The following is a 20,853-nucleotide window of genomic DNA, read 5'->3' as shown; positions in this document are numbered from 1 at the left end:
GAATACATGAGTTTATTAGACGGGTTAAACAGTCGACAGAGAGAAGCAGCAGAAACCATCGATGGGCCACTATTAATACTGGCAGGGGCCGGATCAGGAAAAACAAGAACCATTATTCATCGCATTGCCCACATTATTGAAACGGGACAGGCTTGGCCCTCACAGATTTTGGCCATCACTTTTACCAATAAGGCAGCCGGCGAAATGCGTGATCGAATTGCCAAAATGAATATTCAGGATAGTAAACGGATCTGGATGTCTACCTTCCACGCCATGTGCGCCCGGATTATGCGAACCCATGCACAATGGTTGGGTTATGACGATAATTTTGTCATCTATGATATGGACGACCAGAAGCGTTTATATAAAAGTCTGATCAAAGAACTGGGACTCAATGACAAGTATTTTACCAACCAGTTTTTAAGCGGTGAAGTTTCGACCGCCAAAAATAATTTTGTCAGTCCCGAAGCCTATATGAAAGAAAATTCCGGCGATTTTAGAAAAGAAAAAGTCGGACTTTATTATAAACGCTACCAGGAAAGCCTGAAAGCAAACAATGCCATGGATTTTGATGATCTGATCTACAATACCCTAGTATTATTTAAGGGTTTTCCCGAAATTCTGGAACAATATCAGAATCGATTTAAGTATATTATGGTTGATGAATACCAGGATACCAATCACAGCCAATACGAACTGGTCAATATGCTCGCCGCCAAATACAAAAACATTTGTGTCTGCGGGGACGATGACCAGAGTATTTATGGCTGGCGGGGGGCAGATATCAATAATATCCTCGACTTTGAAAAAGATTATGCCAATGCCAAGGTGGTTAAACTGGAAGAGAATTACCGCTCGACCCAGACCATTCTGGATTGTGCCAACGGCGTCATCGCCAGAAACACCGGCCGTAAGGAAAAAGCGCTATGGACCAACAATGATGGCGATGAAAAAATAATGATTGCCTCTTTTAACCAGGGATATGATGAAGCCCGATTTATTGTTGATGAGATTAATGATAATATTACCAAGGGCAATGGCATCTTCGGCGATTTTGCGATTCTATATCGAACCAATGCCCAGTCCCGACTGTTTGAAGAAGCATTAATGCGGGCCGGTCTGCCCTTCCAGTTAATCGGCGGAACCGGGTTTTACTCCCGGGTTGAGATTAAAGACGTCATTGCCTATTTAAATGTCCTCAGTAATCCCAAAGACAACATGGGCTTTATGCGAATTGTCAATGTACCCAAACGGGGGATCGGTTCAGCCACCATTGAAAAAATTGCCGAATACGCCAATTTTAAAAGCTTCAGCTTAATGCAAGCCTTTCATCACGTCGAAGAAATTCCGGAGCTGAGCCCCAGTGTCAAAAACAAGGTCAGGGCCTTTAGCGAGCTGATGAAGAAACTGGAAGCAATTCAGGCGACGGCCAGTTTAAGTGAGCTGATCACGGCGGTTATTGAAAAAACCGGCTACCTGGAAATGCTGGAAACCGGAAAAATGGATAAGGGAGAAAGCCGTCTGGAAAACCTCCAGGAACTGGTGTCTTCAGCCACCGATTTTGAAAAAAACAGCGACGATCAAAGCCTCAGTGCCTATCTGGAAACCGTCGCCTTGTCTTCAGAAACGGATAAGTACGACGGTGACCAGGGTAAGGTGTTGTTGATGACCCTTCATAACGCCAAAGGGCTGGAATTCCCGATTGTCTTTATTCCCGGTCTCGAAGAAGGGATCTTTCCCCATGGCCGCGCCATGGATTCACCAGAGGATATTGAAGAGGAACGGCGCATCTGTTATGTGGGCATTACCCGGGCCATGAAACGCCTTTATATTTCCTGGGCGGCCGAAAGAACCCTCTACGGAAGACGCCAGCTTCAAACCCCGTCGCGATTTTTAAAAGAAATGCCGGATGAGGTGTGTGTGGAAAATAAACAGCGTTACGAGCGTAAACCGGAAATTGACATTGAAACCAAAAAAAATAAAACCTTCTCCGAGCGAGTGACCCAGTCAAAAGTAGCCATCCGCAGAAATAATGCCAATGCCGTCAACCTGCAAAATAATCCATCGGAAAGCGGGTTTGTGCTGACTGATAAGGTCAAACATAAGAAATTTGGTATCGGTACCGTGGTTGAAGTGAAAAACAACATGATTTCGGTCGCGTTTCCGGGGGTCGGGATCAAAAAAATGGATCCGACTTTTGTTGAAAAAGCGTAGTTAAGAATAGCGTTGAAAAAAGTTAAAACAGCAATAAAGGATAGGAAATGAGTATGAGCGAGACTCGAATTGAAGCGTTAAGGAAAAAAATAGCCGCATATAACAGAGCCTACTATCTTGATGACGCGCCCCTGGTTTCGGACTATGATTATGATCAGTTGATGCAGGAACTGATTGTACTGGAAACCGAAAATCCGGAGATGATCACCCCGGATTCCCCGACCCAGCGGGTTGGCGGAAGCCCTTCAGAGGGCTTTGACAAGGTGCTTTACAGTCGTCCCAAGCTGAGCCTCAGCAATGCTTTTGATGCGGGTGATCTCCGGGATTTTGACCGCCGGGTGCGGCAAACCTGTCCCGTGGCCACCTATGTGGTGGAATATAAGTTTGATGGCTTAACGGTGGTGCTTAACTACGAAAATGGTATATTTGTCCAGGGCGCGACCCGGGGCGATGGGGAAGTGGGGGAGAATGTTACCACCAACCTTAAAACCATCCGAACCATCCCACTGCGTCTTTCAGAACCGGTAACCCTGGAAGTTCGGGGCGAAGTGTTTATGGGCAAAGTCGATTTCGAAAAACTGAATCAGCGGCGTCTGGCCGATGAGGAAAGCCCTTTCGCCAACCCCAGAAATGCGGCTGCCGGATCCTTGCGGCAATTGGACCCCAGGATAACGGCCTCCCGGCCACTGGATATTTTTGTCTTCAATCTGGAATCAGCAGCAGATTTTGAATCCCAAACGCACACGGAGACGCTGGATTATTTAAGAACCCTGGGTTTTAAAACCAGTGCGGTTAAGGCCTTTAGTGATATCGAAGCGATCATTGACTACTGCAGCCTGATGGAAGTGGAAAGACGCAATCTGCCCTTTGAAATTGACGGTCTGGTAATTAAGGTGGATGAATTATCCTGTCGGGAGTTGCTGGGGAATACCTCAAAAAGCCCCCGCTGGGCGATGGCCTATAAGTTTGCCCCGGATCAGGCGATTACCACTGTTACTGCCATTACCGTTCAGGTGGGCCGAACCGGTGCCCTGACTCCGGTGGCCGAACTGTCGCCGGTACCACTGGCCGGGTCGGTGATCGCTCGGGCAACCCTTCATAATGAAGATAATATCCGTGCCAAGGATATCCGCATCGGCGACCATGTAATGATTCAGAAGGCTGGCGATGTGATTCCAGAAGTGGATCATGTGGTGTTTGAAAAGCGATCGGGAAACGAGGTTGTTTTTCAAATGCCAAAACGCTGTCCGGTTTGTGATGAACCGACCTTTCGGATTGACGGGGAGGCGGTGACCAAATGTCTGAATATGGCCTGCCCGGCCCAGGTGTTCCGCAAACTGGTGCACTTTACGTCCCGGGATGCGATGAATATAGAGGGACTGGGTCCAGGCGTGCTGCGGCTGTTGATGGACGAAAAGCTGGTGATTAACCCGGTGGACATCTATCATTTGGATCAAAAAAGAGAACAGCTGGTCACCCTTGAAAAGTTGGGCGAAAAATCGGTGGACAATCTTTTAGCCGGGATCGAAGCCTCTAAAGAACGGGAATTATCGCGGCTGATTTTTGGCTTGGGTATTCCGCTGGTAGGCGCCAGAGGGGCGAAAATTCTGGCCGAGCATTATCAGAAAATGGATAACCTGATCCTGGCTCAGGTGGAAGATCTCAAAGAAATCTTCGAAATTGGTGAAAAAATGGCTACCGAAATTGTGGATTTTTTCCAGACCCCCACCAATATCGAAATCATCAGAGGTCTGGAAGTGGCGGGGCTGAATATGATTCAGGAAACCCACTTGGCGTCTCAGGCTCTGGCTGGTAAGACCTTTGTTCTCACCGGTACTCTGCCCACTCTCGACCGACGGGAAGCTAAAGCCCTGATTGAAGCCAATGGTGGTAAGGTAGCTGGCAGTGTCAGCAAAAAAACCGATTTTCTCCTATCCGGGGAAAAGTCCGGGTCCAAATATGAAAAAGCCCAGTCGTTAGGAATTGCAATAATTGATGAAGAGGCTTTTTTAGCCCTTGTCAGGGGTGGTGGGTTTGATTTATAATGAAGGGTGATTTTTAGAATCAGACTGATAGCTCCGGCTGTTAAAATAGAAAACAGTAACTGTATGAATAAAGAACAACCGAGAAAGTCAACAGCAAAGAAAGGATAACGAATATGAGTTTAACACGAGAAGATGTCACCTACGTGGCCAATCTTGCCCGTTTGGAATTTTCTGAAGATGAAGTGATCGCTCTGGCCGACCAACTGGGGGCTGTGCTGGATTATGCGGAAACCCTCAGCGGATTGGACACATCAAAAATTAAAGCCACTGAACATGTGCTGGCGGTTCAGAATGTCTTTCGGGCGGATGAAATCGAATCTTGTCTGACCAATGAAGAAGCGTTGGCCAATGCGCCGGAAAGCGAAGCCGGGTGCTTTAAGGTTCCCCGGGTTATGGAATAGGAGGCAATAATGGAATTATATCAAAAAACCATACATGAAATAAATGACCTTCTGGATAAAAAAGAAGTCACGGTTACGGATGTAACCCAAGCGGTGGTTAACCGCATTAACGCCGTTGAAAAAGCCACCGATGCCTATCTCAGTCTCCAGACCGAAGCAGCATTGGAAGCGGCTCAGGGGCTGGATGCCGAGCTGTCCGGGCGAGCCAAAAGAACCTCACTGGAAGGGATTCCTTACGGACTCAAAGACAACATGTGCACCAAGGGGATCTTGACCACCTGTGCGTCAAAAATGCTGTATAACTTCAATCCGCCTTACAATGCCGAGGTTTATGACCGGCTTAGCGAAGAGGGTGGCATTTTATTGGGAAAAACCAATATGGACGAGTTTGCCATGGGTTCTTCCACCGAAAACTCTGCTTATAAAAAGACCCGTAATCCCTGGGATTTGAACAAGGTACCTGGTGGCTCCAGCGGCGGGTCAGCCGTTGCCGTGGCAGCCGACACAGCCTTTTACACATTGGGATCAGACACCGGTGGATCGATTCGTCAGCCCGCCTCCTTTTGTGGGGTGGTGGGGATGAAACCAACCTATGGTTTGGTCTCCCGCTATGGTCTGGTCGCTTTCGCCTCCTCACTGGATCAGATCGGTCCATTCACCAAGGATGTTGAAGATTGCGCTTTGGTGCTAAATGCCATTGTTGGCCATGATGCCAAGGATTCCACCTCTCTCAATCTGGAAAAAACCGATTATACCCAAACCCTCAAACAAGGGGTTAAGGGGTTGAAAATTGGTGTGGCCAAAGAGTTTTTCGGCGAAGGTCTGCAGCCGGAAGTCCGCAAAAGTCTGGAAGATGCCATTGCCATCTATAAAACCCTGGGGGCTTCCATTGTCGATGTGTCATTCCAGCATCTGGACTATGCCTTATCGGCTTACTATATGATTTCATCGGCTGAAGCCAGCTCTAACCTGGCCCGTTACGATGGTATTCGCTATGGTTTCAGAGCGGAAGAATACAGTGATCTGGTTGATCTTTACAAGAAAACCAGAAGCCAGGGCTTTGGCGATGAGGTAAAGCGACGGATTATGCTGGGTACCTATGCCCTTAGTTCTGGTTATTATGACGCCTATTATAAAAAAGCAATGCAGGTACGAACCATCATCAAAGCTGACTTTGATCAGGTTTTTGGTGGTTGCGATGTGCTGTTGACCCCAACGGCACCGACTACGGCTTTTGGGATCGGCGAAAAAACCAGTAATCCGCTGGAGATGTATCTGACTGATATTTATACCGTGCCGGTTAACATTGCCGGGATTCCCGGCGTTTCAATTCCCTGTGGCCTGGACAACAACGGAATGCCGATTGGGATGCAGCTGCTGGGGCCGATCTTAAGTGAAGAGACGCTGTTAAAAACCGCCTGGGCGTTTGAGCATGAATCAGGCCTGACGAATTTAAAAGCACCATTGGGAACGGAGGTCTAAGTCATGGAATATGAAATTGTCATTGGAATGGAAATCCATATTGAATTAGGGACAAAAACAAAGATATTCTGTTCGTGTCCGACCGAGTTTGGCCAGGATGAGAACACCCATACCTGCCCGGTGTGTTTGGGAATGCCAGGCGTTTTACCGGTATTAAATGAAAAAGTGGTTGAATATGCGACCCGGGCTGGCTTGGCGCTTAATTGCGAGATTGCCCATTTCAGCAAAATGGATCGAAAAAACTATTTCTATCCGGATTTGCCTAAAGCCTATCAAACTTCCCAGTTTGATTTACCCATCTGTACCGGTGGCGTAGTTGGTATTGAAGTCGACGGCGTTAAAAAAGATATCGGCATTACCCGCATCCATATCGAGGAAGATGCCGGCAAGCTGCTTCATGAATCAGCCGACGGGACCCTTCTGGATGTTAACCGCTGTGGTGTACCGCTGATTGAGATCGTCACCGAGCCGGATCTGCGCAGTGCCGAAGAAGCCCGTGCTTTTGCTGAAAAAGTCAGAAACATTCTGGAATACACTGGCGTCTCTGACTGTAAAATGGAACAGGGCTCGATGCGCTTTGACGTGAATCTGTCGATTCGGGAAAAGGGCTCCGAAGTACTGGGAACCCGAACCGAAATGAAAAACCTGAACTCTTTCCGGGCACTGATCCGGGCGGTTCAATATGAAAGTAAACGACAGATCATTGAACTGAAAAAGGGTCACACGATTATTCAGGAAACTCGGAAATGGGATGACACCAAAGGCACCTCATCTTCGCTGCGAAGCAAGGAAGAAGCCCATGATTACCGTTATTTCCCGGAACCGGATCTGGTTCCGATTGTGCTGGAACCGGCCTATATCGAAAAAATTAAAAGTGAACTGCCGGAATTGCCGGAAGCTAAAAAACAGCGCTATATTGATGAATATAAATTACCGGAATACGATGCTGGGGTGTTGACCACCACTGGTGTTACGGCCCGATTTTTTGAAGACGCCGTGGCTCTGTATAACGAACCCAAACAGATTTCTAACTGGATGATGGTTGAAATTCCGCCGCTGTTAAAAGAAAACGAAGTGAGTATGGAAAATATTTCCATTACTCCCGCGCAATTGGTGGAATTGCTGAAATTGGTCAAAAACAATGAAATCAGTGGCAACACCGGTAAAGAAGTTTTAAAAGAAATGTTCAGTACCGGTAAAAACCCGGGCGACATTGTTAAAGAAAAGGGTCTGGCACAAATGAGTGACACCGGGGAACTGGAAGCCATCATTGAAAAAATCGTATCGGATAACCCGAAATCGGTAGAAGATATTGGTGCCGGCAATGAAAAAGCCTACGGCTTTTTAACCGGACAGGTGATGAAGGCCACCAAGGGAAAAGCAAATGCCCAGGTCGCCAACGAAATTATTCGGGCTGTCGTAGCCAAACATTTAGCATAAAAACAACAATAATGTGACTAGCTAAGGGATTACTGCAAGTTTTGCAGTAATCCCTTAAAAAATAATAGAATAATAAAGGAAAAACATGAAAAACAGTGAAGCAATAAAAGAAATGGAAACAGTGATCGATACAAGCAATCAACGGATTGATGGCCGGGAAGCTGATGAATTAAGACCAATAAAGGTCACCCGTCACTTTATTAAAAATGCCCAGGGATCCGTACTCATCGAAGTGGGCGATACCAAGGTCATTTGTACCGCCATGGTGGAAGAAAAGGTACCGCCATTTTTAAAAGGTCAGAAAAAAGGCTGGGTCACCGCCGAATATGAAATGATTCCCGGGTCCACTAATACCCGCAAAAGTCGGGATCGTAACCGTGGTAAAATCGATGGCCGAACGATGGAAATCCAGCGTTTAATCGGCAGAAGTCTGCGGTCTGTCATCGATCAGACCATGCTAGGGGAACGGACCATCTGGATTGACTGTGATGTGATCCAGGCCGACGGTGGAACTCGGACCGCGGCGATTACCGGTTCATTTCTGGCCCTTCATGATGCCTTGTCAGCACTGATCGAAGCGGGAAAAATCAAATCCATGCCGATTACCAATTTTGTCGCCGCTACCAGTGTCGGAATTTATCAGGGCGAAGCCATCGTTGACCTGTGTTATGAAGAAGATTCAAACGCCGAGGTTGATATGAATATGGTGATGACTGAAAGCGGCGAAATCATCGAAATTCAGGGAACCGGTGAAGAACGTCCCTTTAAAAAGGAAGAACTTCAAAAGATGCTGGAACTGGGAGAAGCAAGCATCAAAAAAATCATTGCCTTCCAAAAAGATACATTACAGGATTAACGGGTAAGTTATAATGAGAACGATACTTTTAGCCACTGCAAATCAGGATAAGGCCACCGAACTGAAGGCCATGCTGGGGGCGGATTTTGAAGTCCAGACGATGAAGGATTTTGGCATTGACATTGACATCATTGAAGACGGTCTGACCTACGAAGCGAATGCGCTGATAAAGGTCAGGGCGTTACAACCCTATGTCATAGGAAAAGATCTGATTATTATGGGCGATGACTCCGGCTTGTCGGTCGATTGTCTCAATGGGGCGCCGGGAATCTATTCAGCCCGTTACGCCGGTGACAATGTCAGTTATACTGACAATAATAAAAAACTCCTGCAGGAAATGGCCGCTGTGCCGGAAGAAAATCGGGGTGCGGCTTTTATTACGGCCATTGCGATGATTTTACCGGATGGTCGGGAGTTGACCTGCGAAGGTCTGGTCCGGGGAAAAATTGCCTTTGATTATTGCGGCGCTGGCGGATTTGGCTATGACCCGCTGTTTATCCACGAAGCGTCGGGCCGCTGTTACGGCGATATGAGCAAGGCAGAAAAAAACCGCCTCAGTCATCGGGCCGTCGCCATTGAAAAGGCTCGGGAACTGCTGAATCAGGCGCTTTAATAAAACGGGACAATCGGGATACTTTAGGTTAGTAGAAAGAATAAGGGATGGGGGATAAAATGAAAATTGGCGTAATGAGTGACAGCCACGGTAATCTAAAAGCGGTGAAACAGGCGGTTGAGGAAATGGGTCGGGTGGATGTCATCATCCATTTGGGAGATTATGTGGAAGATGCCCTCTATCTGCGAACGATCACGAATATCCCTGTTCACATCCTGAAGGGGAATTTGGATTCTTTTGCTGATGATGGCAGTATCTCGTTGGAGACGACCTTGGGTGGCTTCAAATTTTTTGCCTGCCATGGCCATAAGTATGGGGTCAAGAATGATTTGCACCGTGTTTATTATGCCGGGCTGGAAAAAAATGCCCAGGTTATCCTCTATGGCCATACCCACCATGCTTATATTGAAGATGATGGTCGTATTCTGATGTTAAACCCCGGTTCGGTGGGGGCACCCCGAATGGGTGATCCCGAAAGTTACGGGCTGATTACCATCGAAAATGGCGAAATTGACGCAAAAATCATTCCGTTTTGGAATGACTGACAGAAATATCGGAAAAGGAGGCACTCGATGCTGAGTATTAAAGATGTATCAATGACCTATCAAAAAGGAAAAAAAGAGGCCCTAAAAAACATCAATTTAGAAATTGAAGAAGGCGAATTTACCGCCCTGCTCGGGCAAAATGGGGCGGGGAAAAGCACCTTAATCAATATTCTCGCCGGTAATGTAAAAAAGACTCGGGGAGCAGTCAGTATCGGCGGATATGATATTGACAAGAAGGAACTGGAAACAAAAAAGATCATCGGCATTGTACCACAGGACACCGGTTATGATTTTATCTTTACCGTTGATGAAGCACTAAAAAAACAATCAGGCTACTTCGGGATTAAGGATAATAAGGAATATATCGACGAAATTCTGGATGCATTATACCTGACCGAAAAAAGAAGCGCCAGAATCCGAGATCTGTCCGGGGGCATGCGAAGACGATTTTTAATTGCCAAGGCACTGGTACATAAACCTAAAATCCTGATTTTGGATGAGCCGACGGCGGGTGTCGATATTGAAATGCGCCATACCTTGTATGATTTTCTGGTTAAGCTGCATGAAGGGGGAACCACCATTATCCTGACCACTCACTACATTGAAGAAGCTGAAAAACTATGTAAGCGGATCGTGATTATTGATGGCGGAAAGATCATCGCCGATGAACCCAAAGAAGAGCTGATGGATGCGTTTTCTCGGGAGTCGATCATTGAGGTTCACTTTGATCAAGAGCTGAATCTGGCTGATTTTGATTTTTTAAACGACTATCATCCGCATATCGAAGACAAAACCAGGCTGCAGTTGAAAGCTTCAAAAAAGGACTTGTCCAAAGTCTTTAGACAGCTTTCAGAGAAAAACATGGAATTCACCAATCTGGTGGTGGAAAGACCAAAACTAGAAGATATTTATTTAAATATCATTAAACATTAGGAGGGCGTATGAAAAACAGAATATTTTATAACAGAGTTGGCTTTTCAACCCTCTTGAACAAGGAGATACATCGGTTTATGAAGGTGCCGGTTCAGACGGTTCTGGCACCGCTGATTTCCAATATTCTTTATATGGCAATTTTCGGAGGGATGCTCCAAACCAGAGAGGTTGGGATTGAAGGGATCAGTTATCTTAATTTTCTGGTGCCGGGTTTAGCGACGATGGGGGCGATTTTTGCCGCCTTCCAAAATCCATCCTTTTCGATTATCTCACAGAAATTTCAGAATACTATTCAGGATTTAAACAGTTACCCGATCTCGCTTGCGGAAAAAATTCTAGCCTTTGTCTTTGGCGGGATGTTTCGCGGGGTTCTGGTCGGTGTCCTGACTTATGCAGCAACGATCTTCTTTGTCGGCTATGAAGTTGAATACCCCATCTTTTTCGTGCTGGCATTGACCGCGACATCCTTTGTTTTTGCATCCCTGGGCTTGATTGCCGGACTGGTGCTGGATAATTTTGAAAAGATGAATTTTGCGCTGGCGATTGTCATCACTCCTCTTACCTATCTGGGCGGGGTATTTTTTGAGATTTCCAAGTTGCCGGGTTTATTATCGGCCATCAAATATATCAACCCCATTTATCCGCTGGTTAATGTGTCCCGTTATGCCTATATCGGTGTATGTGAGGGCAACATTGTCATTCATGTGCTATTGACAATGGCACTGGTCATCAGCTCATTTTTAATTGCTGCGTACATCTTCAAAAAAGGTGTGGGAATCAAAACGGTCTAAGATGCGGTTATTATTAATGACCAGGTCTGAAGGTTCGTTAAAATGGAAAAATAAAGAAAAAATAAAAAAGAGTTGACAACTCTTTCTATTTCAAGTATACTAACACTTGTCTCTAAGAGAGGCAATGCGGGTGTAGCTCAGTGGTAGAGCCCTGGCCTTCCAAGCCAGTCGCGAGGGTCCGATTCCCTTCACCCGCTCCATTTTTGCGAAAAGAATTGAGCGCCTGTAGCTCAGTAGGATAGAGCAACGGCCTTCTAAGCCGTGTGCCAGAGGTTCGAATCCTCTCAGGCGCACCATTTTATTTAAAGGTATTTATATCGTGGTGGGTATAGTTCAATCGGTTAGAGCGTCGGATTGTGATTCCGGAAGTTGTGGGTTCGAGTCCCATTATCCACCCCATTTCTATATCATTATTATTTTTATAGGGGTATAGCCAAGTTGGTAAGGCACCAGATTTTGATTCTGGCATTTCGTAGGTTCGAGTCCTGCTACCCCTGCCACTTTTACCAGGCAGAGAAGACAGAAAAAACAAAACAAACAAAACAATGTACATGACCCATTAGCTCAGTTGGTATAAGCAGAGAACCCAAATCTTTGATTTGGTGTGAATCGCTTAGTTCAGGCAAACTAACGTATCAAACAACCGTTTGAAGACAATACAACATAATAATTTAATCTGACCCATTAGCTCAGTTGGTATAAGTAGAGAACCCAAATCTTTGATTTGGTGTGAATCACTTAGTCTGGCAAACAGATGGATCATGCAAACCTACGAAGACAAACTATAATTTAATAACTTTATCTGACCCATTAGCTCAGTTGGTAGAGCATCTGACTTTTAATCAGGGTGTCGGGCGTTCAAGTCGCCCATGGGTCACCATTTGAAATCATAACCGCATAAATTGCGGTTTTTTTATTTTTTGAATAATGTTAAAAGGAGTTAATTGTTGTTTTATAGCGGGTTGGGGTATAATATAGAGCAAAACGATAACAAAGAGTCATTTTGGTATAAAAGGAGCTGCGATGAAAGAAGGTCAAATTTTAAAACGGATCATTAAGATAATTGGAATTGCATTGGTGGCACTCATTATCGGAATGCTGACCTATCTGGGTGACTATTACCATGCTGATCAAACCGCCCATGATGCTCTGATCTCTGATGATCAGGTGAATGTCAGGAAAGAGGGAAATCTGACCATTTTCACACCAACAGCAGCCCAGGATGAAACTGGTTTTATCTTTTATCCCGGCGGCAAGGTCGAAGATATCGCCTATGCCCCGTTGATGCGGTCACTGGCGGAACAAGGCTATTCGGCGGTGATTGTGGGAATGCCCTTTAATCTGGCGGTGTTTAATGCCAATGGTGCAGATAAGGTGTTGGAAACGATGCCGGAAATAGAGCAGTGGATCATGGTAGGTCACTCGCTGGGTGGCGCCATGGCTGCGGATTATTTGGCCGAACATGAAGATAAGGTGGATGGCTTGGCTTTGCTGGGGGCTTATCCCAATCAATCACTGGCCCAGAGCAGCCATCCGGTCCTGAGTTTGTATGGCAGCGAGGATCGGATTATCGATCAACAGGGCTTTGCTGATGGTCGGAATAAGATGCCGGTCAATGCCAGTTATCACGAAATAGCTGGTGGTAATCACAGCGGCTTTGGTAATTATGGAGCACAGGCCGGCGATGGGACAGCAGCCATTTCGTCGGCCGAACAGCAAGCCGTGACGGTGGTAAAAATTATCGAAATCTGGAAAGGAAACTGAGATGGTAAACAATAATAAAAATGTGAACATTAAAGAAATAATTCTGGCAGGTGGCTGTTTCTGGGGAACGGAAATGTACTTTCAGGCCATCAGAGGGGTTCTGAAAACTGAGGTCGGTTATGCCAATGGAAAAACCCAAAATCCCAGCTATGAGGATGTCTGTCATCGCAATACGGGGCATGCCGAGGTGGTAAAGGTGAGTTATGACAATCAGGTGATCAGTCTGCCATTTCTATTAAGTATGTATTTTGAAGTCATCGACCCGGTGGCGGTGAATCGTCAGGGGAATGATGTCGGGACCCAATACCGCACCGGTATTTATTATTCAGATCCTGCCGATGAGGAAGTAATCTTAAAGGCGGTTCATGAACTGCGACTGGAGTATGGGGTGCCCCTGGCCATTGAAGTACTGCCGTTGGAAAACTACTGTTCCGCCGAGGCCTATCATCAGGACTATTTGATCAAGAATCCCGGTGGCTATTGTCATATTGGCCACCATGAATTTAAAAAGGCTGCGGAAGCGCAGGACCCGTCTTTAAAATAAGGAAAGGGTTGGCTAAAACTGGTCCCAAAAACCAGGACCCTTTCACAAACAGCAAATTAAGAGACTTTGAAAAGAGGAAAAAAGCATGAGTATCATCGGTAACATTATCTGGATTATTTTAGGTGGCCTGATTATGGCCATTGCCTGGCTGCTCGCCGGCATTCTTTGTTGCATCACCATTATTGGCATACCGCTGGGATTACAGGCTTTTAAAATGGCCCAGTTGGTCTTTCGGCCATTTGGAAAAACGGTTGATTATTCCCAGATGGGAACCGGTTCGGTGATCTTAAATATTCTATGGATATTGATCTTTGGCTGGGGTCTGGCAGCGGGATCAGCAATTTTGGGAATTATCTATTGCATCACCCTGATCGGGATACCATTTGGACTACAATGGTTTAAGTTTGCCAAGCTGGCATTGTTTCCCTTTGGCGCACAAATTACTGATATATAATAAGGGATTAAGCTTGACAAGAAAATGAAATCGATACTATAATAAACGGTGGGTATCTTTAAAACCCACTGTTTTTAATATGTTATTGTTTAGTTAAATTTGTTGATTGTAGGAGGGTAAGGAACATCGAAACGAAAAAGACGTCCCCAAAACCCATCATTGAAATAAAGGATCTGGGAAAAACCTTTCGTCCCAAAAGTGGCGAAGTAAGAGCTTTAGATGGTATCAATCTAAGCATCAACCAGGGCGATATTTACGGCATTATTGGTATGAGCGGAGCTGGCAAAAGCACCCTGGTTCGCTGTATCAATCTGCTTGAAAAGCCCACCAGCGGCAGTGTCTTCATTGATGGACAGGATATATCTAAAATAACCGAAAAAGAGCTGCGAACCGTGCGTTACTCGGTGGGTATGATATTTCAGCAATTTAATTTGCTGATGCAGCGAACTGCGGAGAAGAACATTCTCTTTCCCCTCGAAATTGCCGGGGTGGATAAAGAAACGGCCAAAAAGAGAACCGCCGAACTTTTGGAACTGGTGGGTCTACCAGATAAGGCTAAAGCCTATCCCTCACAATTGTCCGGGGGACAAAAACAACGAATTGCCATCGCCCGAGCCTTGGCCAATAATCCCAAGATTCTTTTGTGTGACGAGGCCACCTCGGCCCTGGATCCGTCCACAACCAATTCTATTCTCAAGCTGTTAAAAGAAATCAATCACAAATTGGGCATTACGATTGTGATCATTACCCATGAAATGAGTGTGGTCGAACAAATCTGCAGCCATGTGGCAATCATTGATAAAAGCCAGATTGCCGAAGATGGCGAAGTTGAAGAGATCTTCCGCAATCCGAAAACCGAGATTGCCAAAAAAATGATTTTTTCTGAAGGCGATCAGGGTCCGGTAGTGATGGGCAAAAACACCTATCGGATTGTCTTTGATGAAAAATCATCCAGTGATTCGGTGATGGCAAAAATGATTCTCGAAACAAAATGCCTGGTCAATATTCTCCATGCCGACATGAAAAATATTGATGGTTTTGCTTTCGGGCAAATGGTGATTCAATTGCCTGAGGATGAGCTGAGTGCGGCCCGGGCCATTAACTACCTGCGCTCTCATCAAATAACCGTTGAGGAGGTGGGCAGCCATGTGGGATAGTTCAATGACAGCATTGATTGTTCAAGGGACCTTTGAAACCCTTTATATGACATTGGCATCAACACTGCTGGCTTATCTGATCGGCTTACCGATGGGGGTCTTGCTGGTCACCAGCGATTCCGAGGGGATTGTCCCGATGCGATTGCTCAACCAGGTACTCAATATTGTGGTCAATATTACCCGCTCGATCCCCTTTTTGATCTTGCTGATTGCGGTAATCCCGCTGACCCGACTGATCACCGGAACCACCATCGGATCCACAGCCACAATCGTACCGCTGGTTATTGCGGCGGCGCCATTTATTGCCCGGCTGGTGGAATCTTCCATCAAAGAGGTGGATTACGGCATTATTGAAGCCTCACTGTCAATGGGGGCCAGTCCGATGCAGGTGGTGACCAAGGTGATGATTCCTGAGGCAAAGCCCTCGCTGATTATTGGCGCGGCTATTGCCACCACCACTATTTTGGGCTATTCGGCCATGGCGGGGATTGTTGGCGGCGGCGGTCTAGGGGATATTGCTATCCGTTTTGGCTATTATCGCTATGAAACGGGGATGATGGTCATTACCGTGGTACTGCTGGTTTTAATTGTGCAGCTGTTCCAGGAAGTGGGGATGAAAATCGCCCAGAAACAGGACCGTCGAAAATAAAGCAGCATGACGTGACGATCGACCGAGGATTGGGCTTGACAAGCGCCAGTGTCCGTGTTATATTACATATTATTCAACTAGGGATTATATGAAAGAAAAGAAATGAAAAGGAGAAGATCATGAAGAAATTAGGTTCAGTATTATTGATCAGCGTTCTCGGTTTGGCCCTATTCACTGGCTGCACAGCCAAAGGCACAGATGATAAAACCATCGTCGTCGGAGCCAGCCCAACGCCTCATGGCGAGATTTTGGCAGTTGCGGGAGAAGTATTAAAAGAAGCGGGTTACACCCTTGAAGTTAAAGAATTCACCGATTATGTCCAACCAAATTTAACCCTGGAAAACAAAGAGTTGGATGCCAACTTTTTCCAACATCTTCCCTACCTGGAAGACTTCAATGTCAAAAACAACACCAAACTGGTTAGTGCCGGTGCCGTTCACTATGAACCATTGGGTTTATACCCGGGGAAAATAAAAACCCTGGATGCGATTGCCAGTGGCGCGACCATTGCTATTCCCAACGATACCACCAATGAAGCCCGGGCGCTACTGCTGTTACAGACCATTGGCTTGATCAAGGTCGATCCCAATGCCGGTTTGGAAGCAACACCAAAAGATGTTATCGAAAATCCTAAAAATATCGTCTTCAAAGAACTGGAAGCAGCCCAGCTGGCGCGATCATTGCCTGATGTAGATTTGGCCGTCATTAATGGCAATTACGCCATTGAAGCCGGACTGAATGCCGGCACTGATGCCATTGCCAAAGAAGAAAAAGATTCGCTGGCAGCTCAGACTTATGCCAATATTGTCGCAGTCCGAGCTGGTGAAGAAACCAGCGAAAAAACCCTGGCGCTGATGAAGGCACTGCAAAGCGAAAAGGTCATCAGCTTTATCGAAAGCAATTATCAGGGTGCCGTGGTACCAATGTCCTAAGTCAAAATATCCGGGGAACGTCTCAAAGCGAGGCGTTTCTTTTTTTATTTAAAAATCATCAGCGGGTTGATTTTTAAAATAATCTTGCATCTGTCAAATGAAGTGTGATATTATTTTAACGCTGTTGTAAAATCACAGCACTCTGGAGAGTCTCAAAGATGAGCGCCGAAGGTGTACCCCTGAAAATATCAGTCCGGCAACGACTGAGCATTTCAGGCTATCTCTCAGGCAAAAGGACAGAGCAACCCATTGGCGTTGTTCTCCCTCTTCACAATTTAGAGAAGGAGGAACAAAATGTTTCAACAATTTAATGAATTTTTAGTATGGTTTGACGACCTCGTATGGGGTGTGCCATTGATTGTGCTGATCCTGGTGGTGGGGATTTTCCTGACCATCCGATTGCACGGACTTCAGATCCGCTATTTACCAAAAGCGCTGAAGTACATGGTGAAGAATGAAGAAGGCGGTAAAGGCGAGGTAACCAGTTTTGGAGCCCTGTGTACGGCCCTCTCAGCTACCGTTGGAACCGGAAATATTGTAGGTGTTGCCACTGCGATTGTCGCCGGAGGACCGGGAGCTTTGTTTTGGATGTGGATTGCCGCCTTATTCGGGATGGCCACCAAATTTGCCGAAGGGGTTCTGGCCATTAAATATCGGGTCATTGAACCGGATGGACATGTCCTGGGCGGACCTTTTTACTATATCGAAAATGGGATGGGCATAAAATGGCGCTGGCTGGCAAAAATATTTGCTTTTTTTGGTGCGGGGGTTGGTCTGCTGGGAATAGGAACCTTTACCCAGGTCAACGGAATCGCCAGTGCGGCCAATAATTTCTTCGATCCCAATAATCAGTGGACGGTTAATCTCTTGGGCATGGATTATTCCTGGAGTGTGGTGATAACCGGAACCATCGTTACTATTTTTGTGGGGCTGGTTGTTATTGGGGGTCTGAAACGGATCGCCAATGTTTCCCAGATCATTGTCCCCTTTATGATTGTCATTTATGTGATCTGTTGTGCGATCATTTTAATTACCAATGCCGGATTGATCCCGGCGGCGATTACTGAGATTGTCGCCAGTGCCTTTGGTCTGCGGGCTGTTGCCGGCGGTGCCTTGGGAGCAGTGCTGATCGCCATGCAAAAAGGGATTGCCCGAGGCATCTTCTCCAATGAGGCTGGTCTTGGTAGCGCCCCCATTGCTGCGGCTGCGGCACAAACCAATGAACCGGTCCGACAGGGTCTGGTTTCAATGACCGGAACCTTTTTAGATACCATCGTGGTCTGTACCATGACCGGGCTGGCCATCGTCTTAACAGGGTCCTGGAATATTGGTCTGGAAGGGGTGGCGGTTACCACCAACGCCTTTCAGGCGGGCTTGCCATTTGCCCCAGCCGTCAGCTCGTTTCTACTGATGATCTGTCTGGTATTCTTTGCCTTTACCACCATTCTGGGCTGGAACTATTACGGCGAACGCTGCCTGGAATATTTGTCAAATGGGAATATAAAGGCTGTTCTAACCTATCGCTATTTATATATTCTGGCCGTTTTTATCGGCCCATTTATGACCGTTTCAGCGGTTTGGACCATTGCTGACATTTTTAATGGTTTAATGGCATTGCCGAATCTGATTGCCTTAATCGCTTTAAGTGGTGTGGTTGTTGCCGAAACCCGCACCTACGTTACCAAGCTTAAGAATAAAGAAGTAGAATAAGCAAATAAAAAAGGGGCTTTTGCAAAATAGCGAATAAGCTATGATGCAGAAGCTCCTTTTTTATGGTTTAAAAAAAAATGCGAATTCCGAAGAATCCGCATCAGTGGTATAATTAAGTTATGCAAAAAACTAAATTAACCTGTAAGAATTATACCGAATTAAATGGGTTTTATCAACTAAAATTACCATTGGAATTCGAAATGTTAATACCGTCAGATGATTCAGTGAGACTGCACAGCCACCTGTTGGAGGGATTGGATTATACAAAGTTATATCAGGCATACTCCTCAAAAGGGAGAAAACCGGCAGTTGAACCCAAAATCATGTTTAAAATCATTACGTACGCTTACATGAATAATCTCTATACGTCACATAAAATCGAAAGAGCCTGTAAACGGGATATCAACTTCATGTGGCTGTTGGGTGGACAGAAAGCGCCGGATCATGCCACGATCGCCCGATTCCGACAAAAATATCTGTCCGAATCGATGGAAGACTTGTTTTATCAGATGGTCAAACAACTGAATCGATTGGGTGAAATCCCCTTGGAAAATGTCTTTATCGATGGAACAAAAATCCAGGCCAATGCCAACCGCTATACCTTTGTCTGGAAAAAGACCGTAACCCGAAATGAAGCCAAAATGCAGGAAAAAGTGAAACAGCTGATTGACGAAATGAATCAGCGCTGTTTTTTCGGCTATACGGTCTCCGCCGAAACGCTGGTTGCGGATCTGGAAAGGATTCTTGCTGATCTCTTCAGACAAAAGGATGCCCAGGGAATCACCTTTGTTCATGGGATTGGCAAACGAAAAACCCAACTGCAGAAATGGATTGAGAAACTGACCGACTATAAAACCAGGCAGCAGAACTACCAGATCAGCCATCAACTTTTTGAAACCCGTAACAGCTATTCTAAAACCGATCCCGATGCGACATTTATGCGGATGAAAGAAGATCATATGCGCAATGGTCAGCTCAAACCCGCCTACAACGTACAAATCGGGGTGGAGAGTGAATACATCACCGCCGTGGGTGTTTTCCAGGATCGCAATGATCTCACAACGCTGATTCCCATGCTCGAAAATCTGGAGAAAAATATCGGTTGCCGCTATACCAATGTAATTGCCGATTCCGGTTATGAAAGCGAAGAGAACTACGGCTATCTCACGGATAACCAGTATATTCCCTTCATTAAACCTCAGACTTATGAGAAATGGAAGAAGAAAACCTTCAAAAAGGATATCAGTAAACGGGAAAACATGATTTACCATGCTGAAACGGACGAATATACCTGCCACAATAACAAACAACTCCGACCAATCGGTATCACACACCGGACATCGGTGACCGGTTATCGATCGGTCGTAACCATTTATGAATGCGAAAGTTGCGAAGCCTGTCCGGTCAAAGAAAAATGTACCCGTGCAAAAGGAAATCGTCGCCTGCAGGTATCTAAAAACTTCATCGAAAAAAGACAGGTTTCCTTTGAAAATATCATAACCGAAACGGGAAAACACCTTCGTATGAATCGGTCCATCCAGGTGGAAGGTGCCTTTGGTGTATTGAAAAACGATTATGCTTTCTCCCGTTTTTTAACACGGGGTAAAAATCAGGTGAAAACTGAATTTTTCCTGCTCTGCTTTGGCTACAATATCAACAAATTTCATGCGAAGATTCAAACGCAACGATGCGGACATCATCTGCATGCTCTGAAAACAACAGCCTGAATTGCATTAATGAACCCATGGTTTATTAAAGTGCGCAAAAAAACAAAAGAAACCGAAGCTCTTCTGAAAATTGACCAGAATCGCTTCGGTTTCTTTTGTGATGATGATAAAAAGGGGGATCGCTGACTAAGAAAATGTTATTTTGCGACACCCCCTTTCAAATTTAAGGATGCTGATTAGTGGGTTCTGCCGCCATGACGCATGCCGGAGCCATCCTGAGGTTTGGTTCCGCCACCAACATCGCAGACACCGTCGCCATCGGCATCAACAAATGCACCGGCACCAGCTCCACCAGCACCAGGGGTGTCACAGATGCCGTCGCCATTGGTATCGTGGCTGGCCTGGCGTTCGATCCGTTGTTGTTCAGTCAGGCCGTTACAGGCTCCAGTGCCATTGCCGACGCCATTGGTTGAAGCAGCCATGGCGCTGCCGGCGGTTGCCAGCATTAAAGCTAATGATGTTACTAAAATTAATTTTGTTTTCATAGAAAATTCCTCCGTTTTTTTATTGGGTTTTGTTGATATCTGTATTATATGACGGTTATATGTCATTATTGTGTCAAAAATTAAAAATAAAAGACAGTGATGAAAATCATG

19 protein-coding genes, 5 tRNA genes and 1 riboswitch are annotated in these 20,853 nt (G+C 45.8%); of the genes, 23 read left to right on the top strand and 1 reads right to left on the bottom strand.

Going from position 1 to position 20,853, the window contains the following annotated elements; genetic code table 11:
• Positions 1-6 precede the first annotated feature (6 nt).
• From A3KS_RS0113940 to A3KS_RS0113825, 23 genes are all read left to right on the top strand, one after another.
• Positions 7-2,214 (top strand): ATP-dependent helicase, encoded by a 2,208-nt coding sequence (locus A3KS_RS0113940; RefSeq protein ID WP_026395421.1) that lies wholly within the window; start codon positions 7-9, stop codon positions 2,212-2,214.
• A 53-nt stretch (positions 2,215-2,267) separates the two neighbouring features.
• Positions 2,268-4,259 (top strand): NAD-dependent DNA ligase LigA, encoded by a 1,992-nt coding sequence (ligA, locus tag A3KS_RS0113935; RefSeq protein WP_414149992.1) that lies wholly within the window; start codon positions 2,268-2,270, stop codon positions 4,257-4,259.
• 113 nt (positions 4,260-4,372) lie between these two features.
• Complete coding sequence (gene gatC, locus A3KS_RS0113930) at positions 4,373-4,660, top strand: Asp-tRNA(Asn)/Glu-tRNA(Gln) amidotransferase subunit GatC (RefSeq protein ID WP_026395419.1); 288 nt, start codon at positions 4,373-4,375, stop codon at positions 4,658-4,660.
• 9 nt (positions 4,661-4,669) lie between these two features.
• A complete protein-coding gene (gene gatA / locus A3KS_RS0113925; protein ID WP_026395418.1) occupies positions 4,670-6,142 on the top strand; it encodes an Asp-tRNA(Asn)/Glu-tRNA(Gln) amidotransferase subunit GatA in 1,473 nt (490 codons plus the stop codon).
• Positions 6,143-6,145: 3 nt separating this feature from the next.
• The gene (gene gatB / locus A3KS_RS0113920) at positions 6,146-7,582 is read left to right on the top strand and encodes an Asp-tRNA(Asn)/Glu-tRNA(Gln) amidotransferase subunit GatB (protein WP_026395417.1); all 1,437 of its coding nucleotides are present in this window, start codon (positions 6,146-6,148) and stop codon (positions 7,580-7,582) included.
• A gap of 112 nt (positions 7,583-7,694) precedes the next feature.
• Positions 7,695-8,438 carry a ribonuclease PH gene (gene rph / locus A3KS_RS0113915; RefSeq protein WP_026395416.1) on the top strand — a complete coding sequence of 248 codons (744 nt, stop codon included), beginning with the start codon at positions 7,695-7,697 and terminating at the stop codon, positions 8,436-8,438.
• Positions 8,439-8,451: 13 nt separating this feature from the next.
• Positions 8,452-9,051: an RdgB/HAM1 family non-canonical purine NTP pyrophosphatase gene (rdgB, locus tag A3KS_RS0113910; protein WP_026395415.1), complete on the top strand. Its 600-nt coding sequence runs from the start codon at positions 8,452-8,454 to the stop codon at positions 9,049-9,051.
• Between the two features lie 59 nt (positions 9,052-9,110).
• Positions 9,111-9,596: a metallophosphoesterase family protein gene (locus A3KS_RS21385; RefSeq protein ID WP_035356357.1), complete on the top strand. Its 486-nt coding sequence runs from the start codon at positions 9,111-9,113 to the stop codon at positions 9,594-9,596.
• 27 nt (positions 9,597-9,623) lie between these two features.
• Positions 9,624-10,529, top strand: coding sequence for an ABC transporter ATP-binding protein (locus A3KS_RS0113900; RefSeq protein ID WP_026395414.1), 906 nt, complete (start codon positions 9,624-9,626; stop codon positions 10,527-10,529).
• A gap of 8 nt (positions 10,530-10,537) precedes the next feature.
• Complete coding sequence (locus tag A3KS_RS0113895) at positions 10,538-11,320, top strand: ABC transporter permease (protein WP_026395413.1); 783 nt, start codon at positions 10,538-10,540, stop codon at positions 11,318-11,320.
• A 126-nt stretch (positions 11,321-11,446) separates the two neighbouring features.
• Positions 11,447-11,520: transfer RNA gene (locus A3KS_RS0113890), tRNA-Gly, on the top strand.
• A 19-nt stretch (positions 11,521-11,539) separates the two neighbouring features.
• Positions 11,540-11,616, top strand: a tRNA-Arg gene (locus A3KS_RS0113885).
• Positions 11,617-11,642: 26 nt separating this feature from the next.
• Positions 11,643-11,719 (top strand) — tRNA-His (locus tag A3KS_RS0113880).
• 24 nt (positions 11,720-11,743) lie between these two features.
• A tRNA-Gln gene (locus tag A3KS_RS0113875) sits at positions 11,744-11,820 on the top strand.
• Positions 11,821-12,124: 304 nt separating this feature from the next.
• Positions 12,125-12,200, top strand: a tRNA-Lys gene (locus A3KS_RS0113870).
• A 143-nt stretch (positions 12,201-12,343) separates the two neighbouring features.
• Positions 12,344-13,084: an alpha/beta fold hydrolase gene (locus tag A3KS_RS0113865; protein ID WP_026395412.1), complete on the top strand. Its 741-nt coding sequence runs from the start codon at positions 12,344-12,346 to the stop codon at positions 13,082-13,084.
• Between the two features lies 1 nt (position 13,085).
• Positions 13,086-13,628, top strand: coding sequence for a peptide-methionine (S)-S-oxide reductase MsrA (gene msrA, locus A3KS_RS0113860; protein WP_051355894.1), 543 nt, complete (start codon positions 13,086-13,088; stop codon positions 13,626-13,628).
• Positions 13,629-13,713: 85 nt separating this feature from the next.
• Positions 13,714-14,082 (top strand): YccF domain-containing protein, encoded by a 369-nt coding sequence (locus A3KS_RS0113855; RefSeq protein WP_026395410.1) that lies wholly within the window; start codon positions 13,714-13,716, stop codon positions 14,080-14,082.
• Positions 14,083-14,351: 269 nt separating this feature from the next.
• A complete protein-coding gene (locus tag A3KS_RS0113850) occupies positions 14,352-15,239 on the top strand; it encodes a methionine ABC transporter ATP-binding protein (protein WP_242834772.1) in 888 nt (295 codons plus the stop codon).
• Entirely contained in the window at positions 15,229-15,888 is a 660-nt protein-coding gene (locus A3KS_RS0113845) for a methionine ABC transporter permease (protein ID WP_026395408.1), read from the top strand. Before A3KS_RS0113850 ends, A3KS_RS0113845 begins: the two co-directional genes overlap by 11 nt.
• Before the next feature lie 119 nt (positions 15,889-16,007).
• On the top strand, positions 16,008-16,820 hold the full coding sequence (locus tag A3KS_RS0113840; protein ID WP_026395407.1) for a MetQ/NlpA family ABC transporter substrate-binding protein: 813 nt from the start codon (positions 16,008-16,010) through the stop codon (positions 16,818-16,820).
• A 132-nt stretch (positions 16,821-16,952) separates the two neighbouring features.
• Positions 16,953-17,070: riboswitch (glycine riboswitch) on the top strand.
• A gap of 44 nt (positions 17,071-17,114) precedes the next feature.
• Complete coding sequence (locus A3KS_RS0113830) at positions 17,115-18,530, top strand: alanine/glycine:cation symporter family protein (protein ID WP_026395406.1); 1,416 nt, start codon at positions 17,115-17,117, stop codon at positions 18,528-18,530.
• A 119-nt stretch (positions 18,531-18,649) separates the two neighbouring features.
• Positions 18,650-20,257 carry an IS1182 family transposase gene (locus A3KS_RS0113825; RefSeq protein ID WP_026395405.1) on the top strand — a complete coding sequence of 536 codons (1,608 nt, stop codon included), beginning with the start codon at positions 18,650-18,652 and terminating at the stop codon, positions 20,255-20,257.
• A gap of 176 nt (positions 20,258-20,433) precedes the next feature.
• Here A3KS_RS0113825 and A3KS_RS0113815 read toward each other — a convergent pair whose 3' ends face one another.
• On the bottom strand, positions 20,434-20,742 hold the full coding sequence (locus tag A3KS_RS0113815) for a hypothetical protein (RefSeq protein ID WP_026395404.1): 309 nt from the start codon (positions 20,740-20,742) through the stop codon (positions 20,434-20,436).
• Between the last annotated feature and the right edge of the window lie 111 nt (positions 20,743-20,853).

The organism is Acetobacterium malicum subsp. dehalogenans DSM 11527, assembly GCF_000472665.1.
Lineage (GTDB): Bacteria > Bacillota > Clostridia > Eubacteriales > Eubacteriaceae > Acetobacterium > Acetobacterium malicum.
This window is presented reverse-complemented; position numbering and strand designations above follow the sequence as displayed.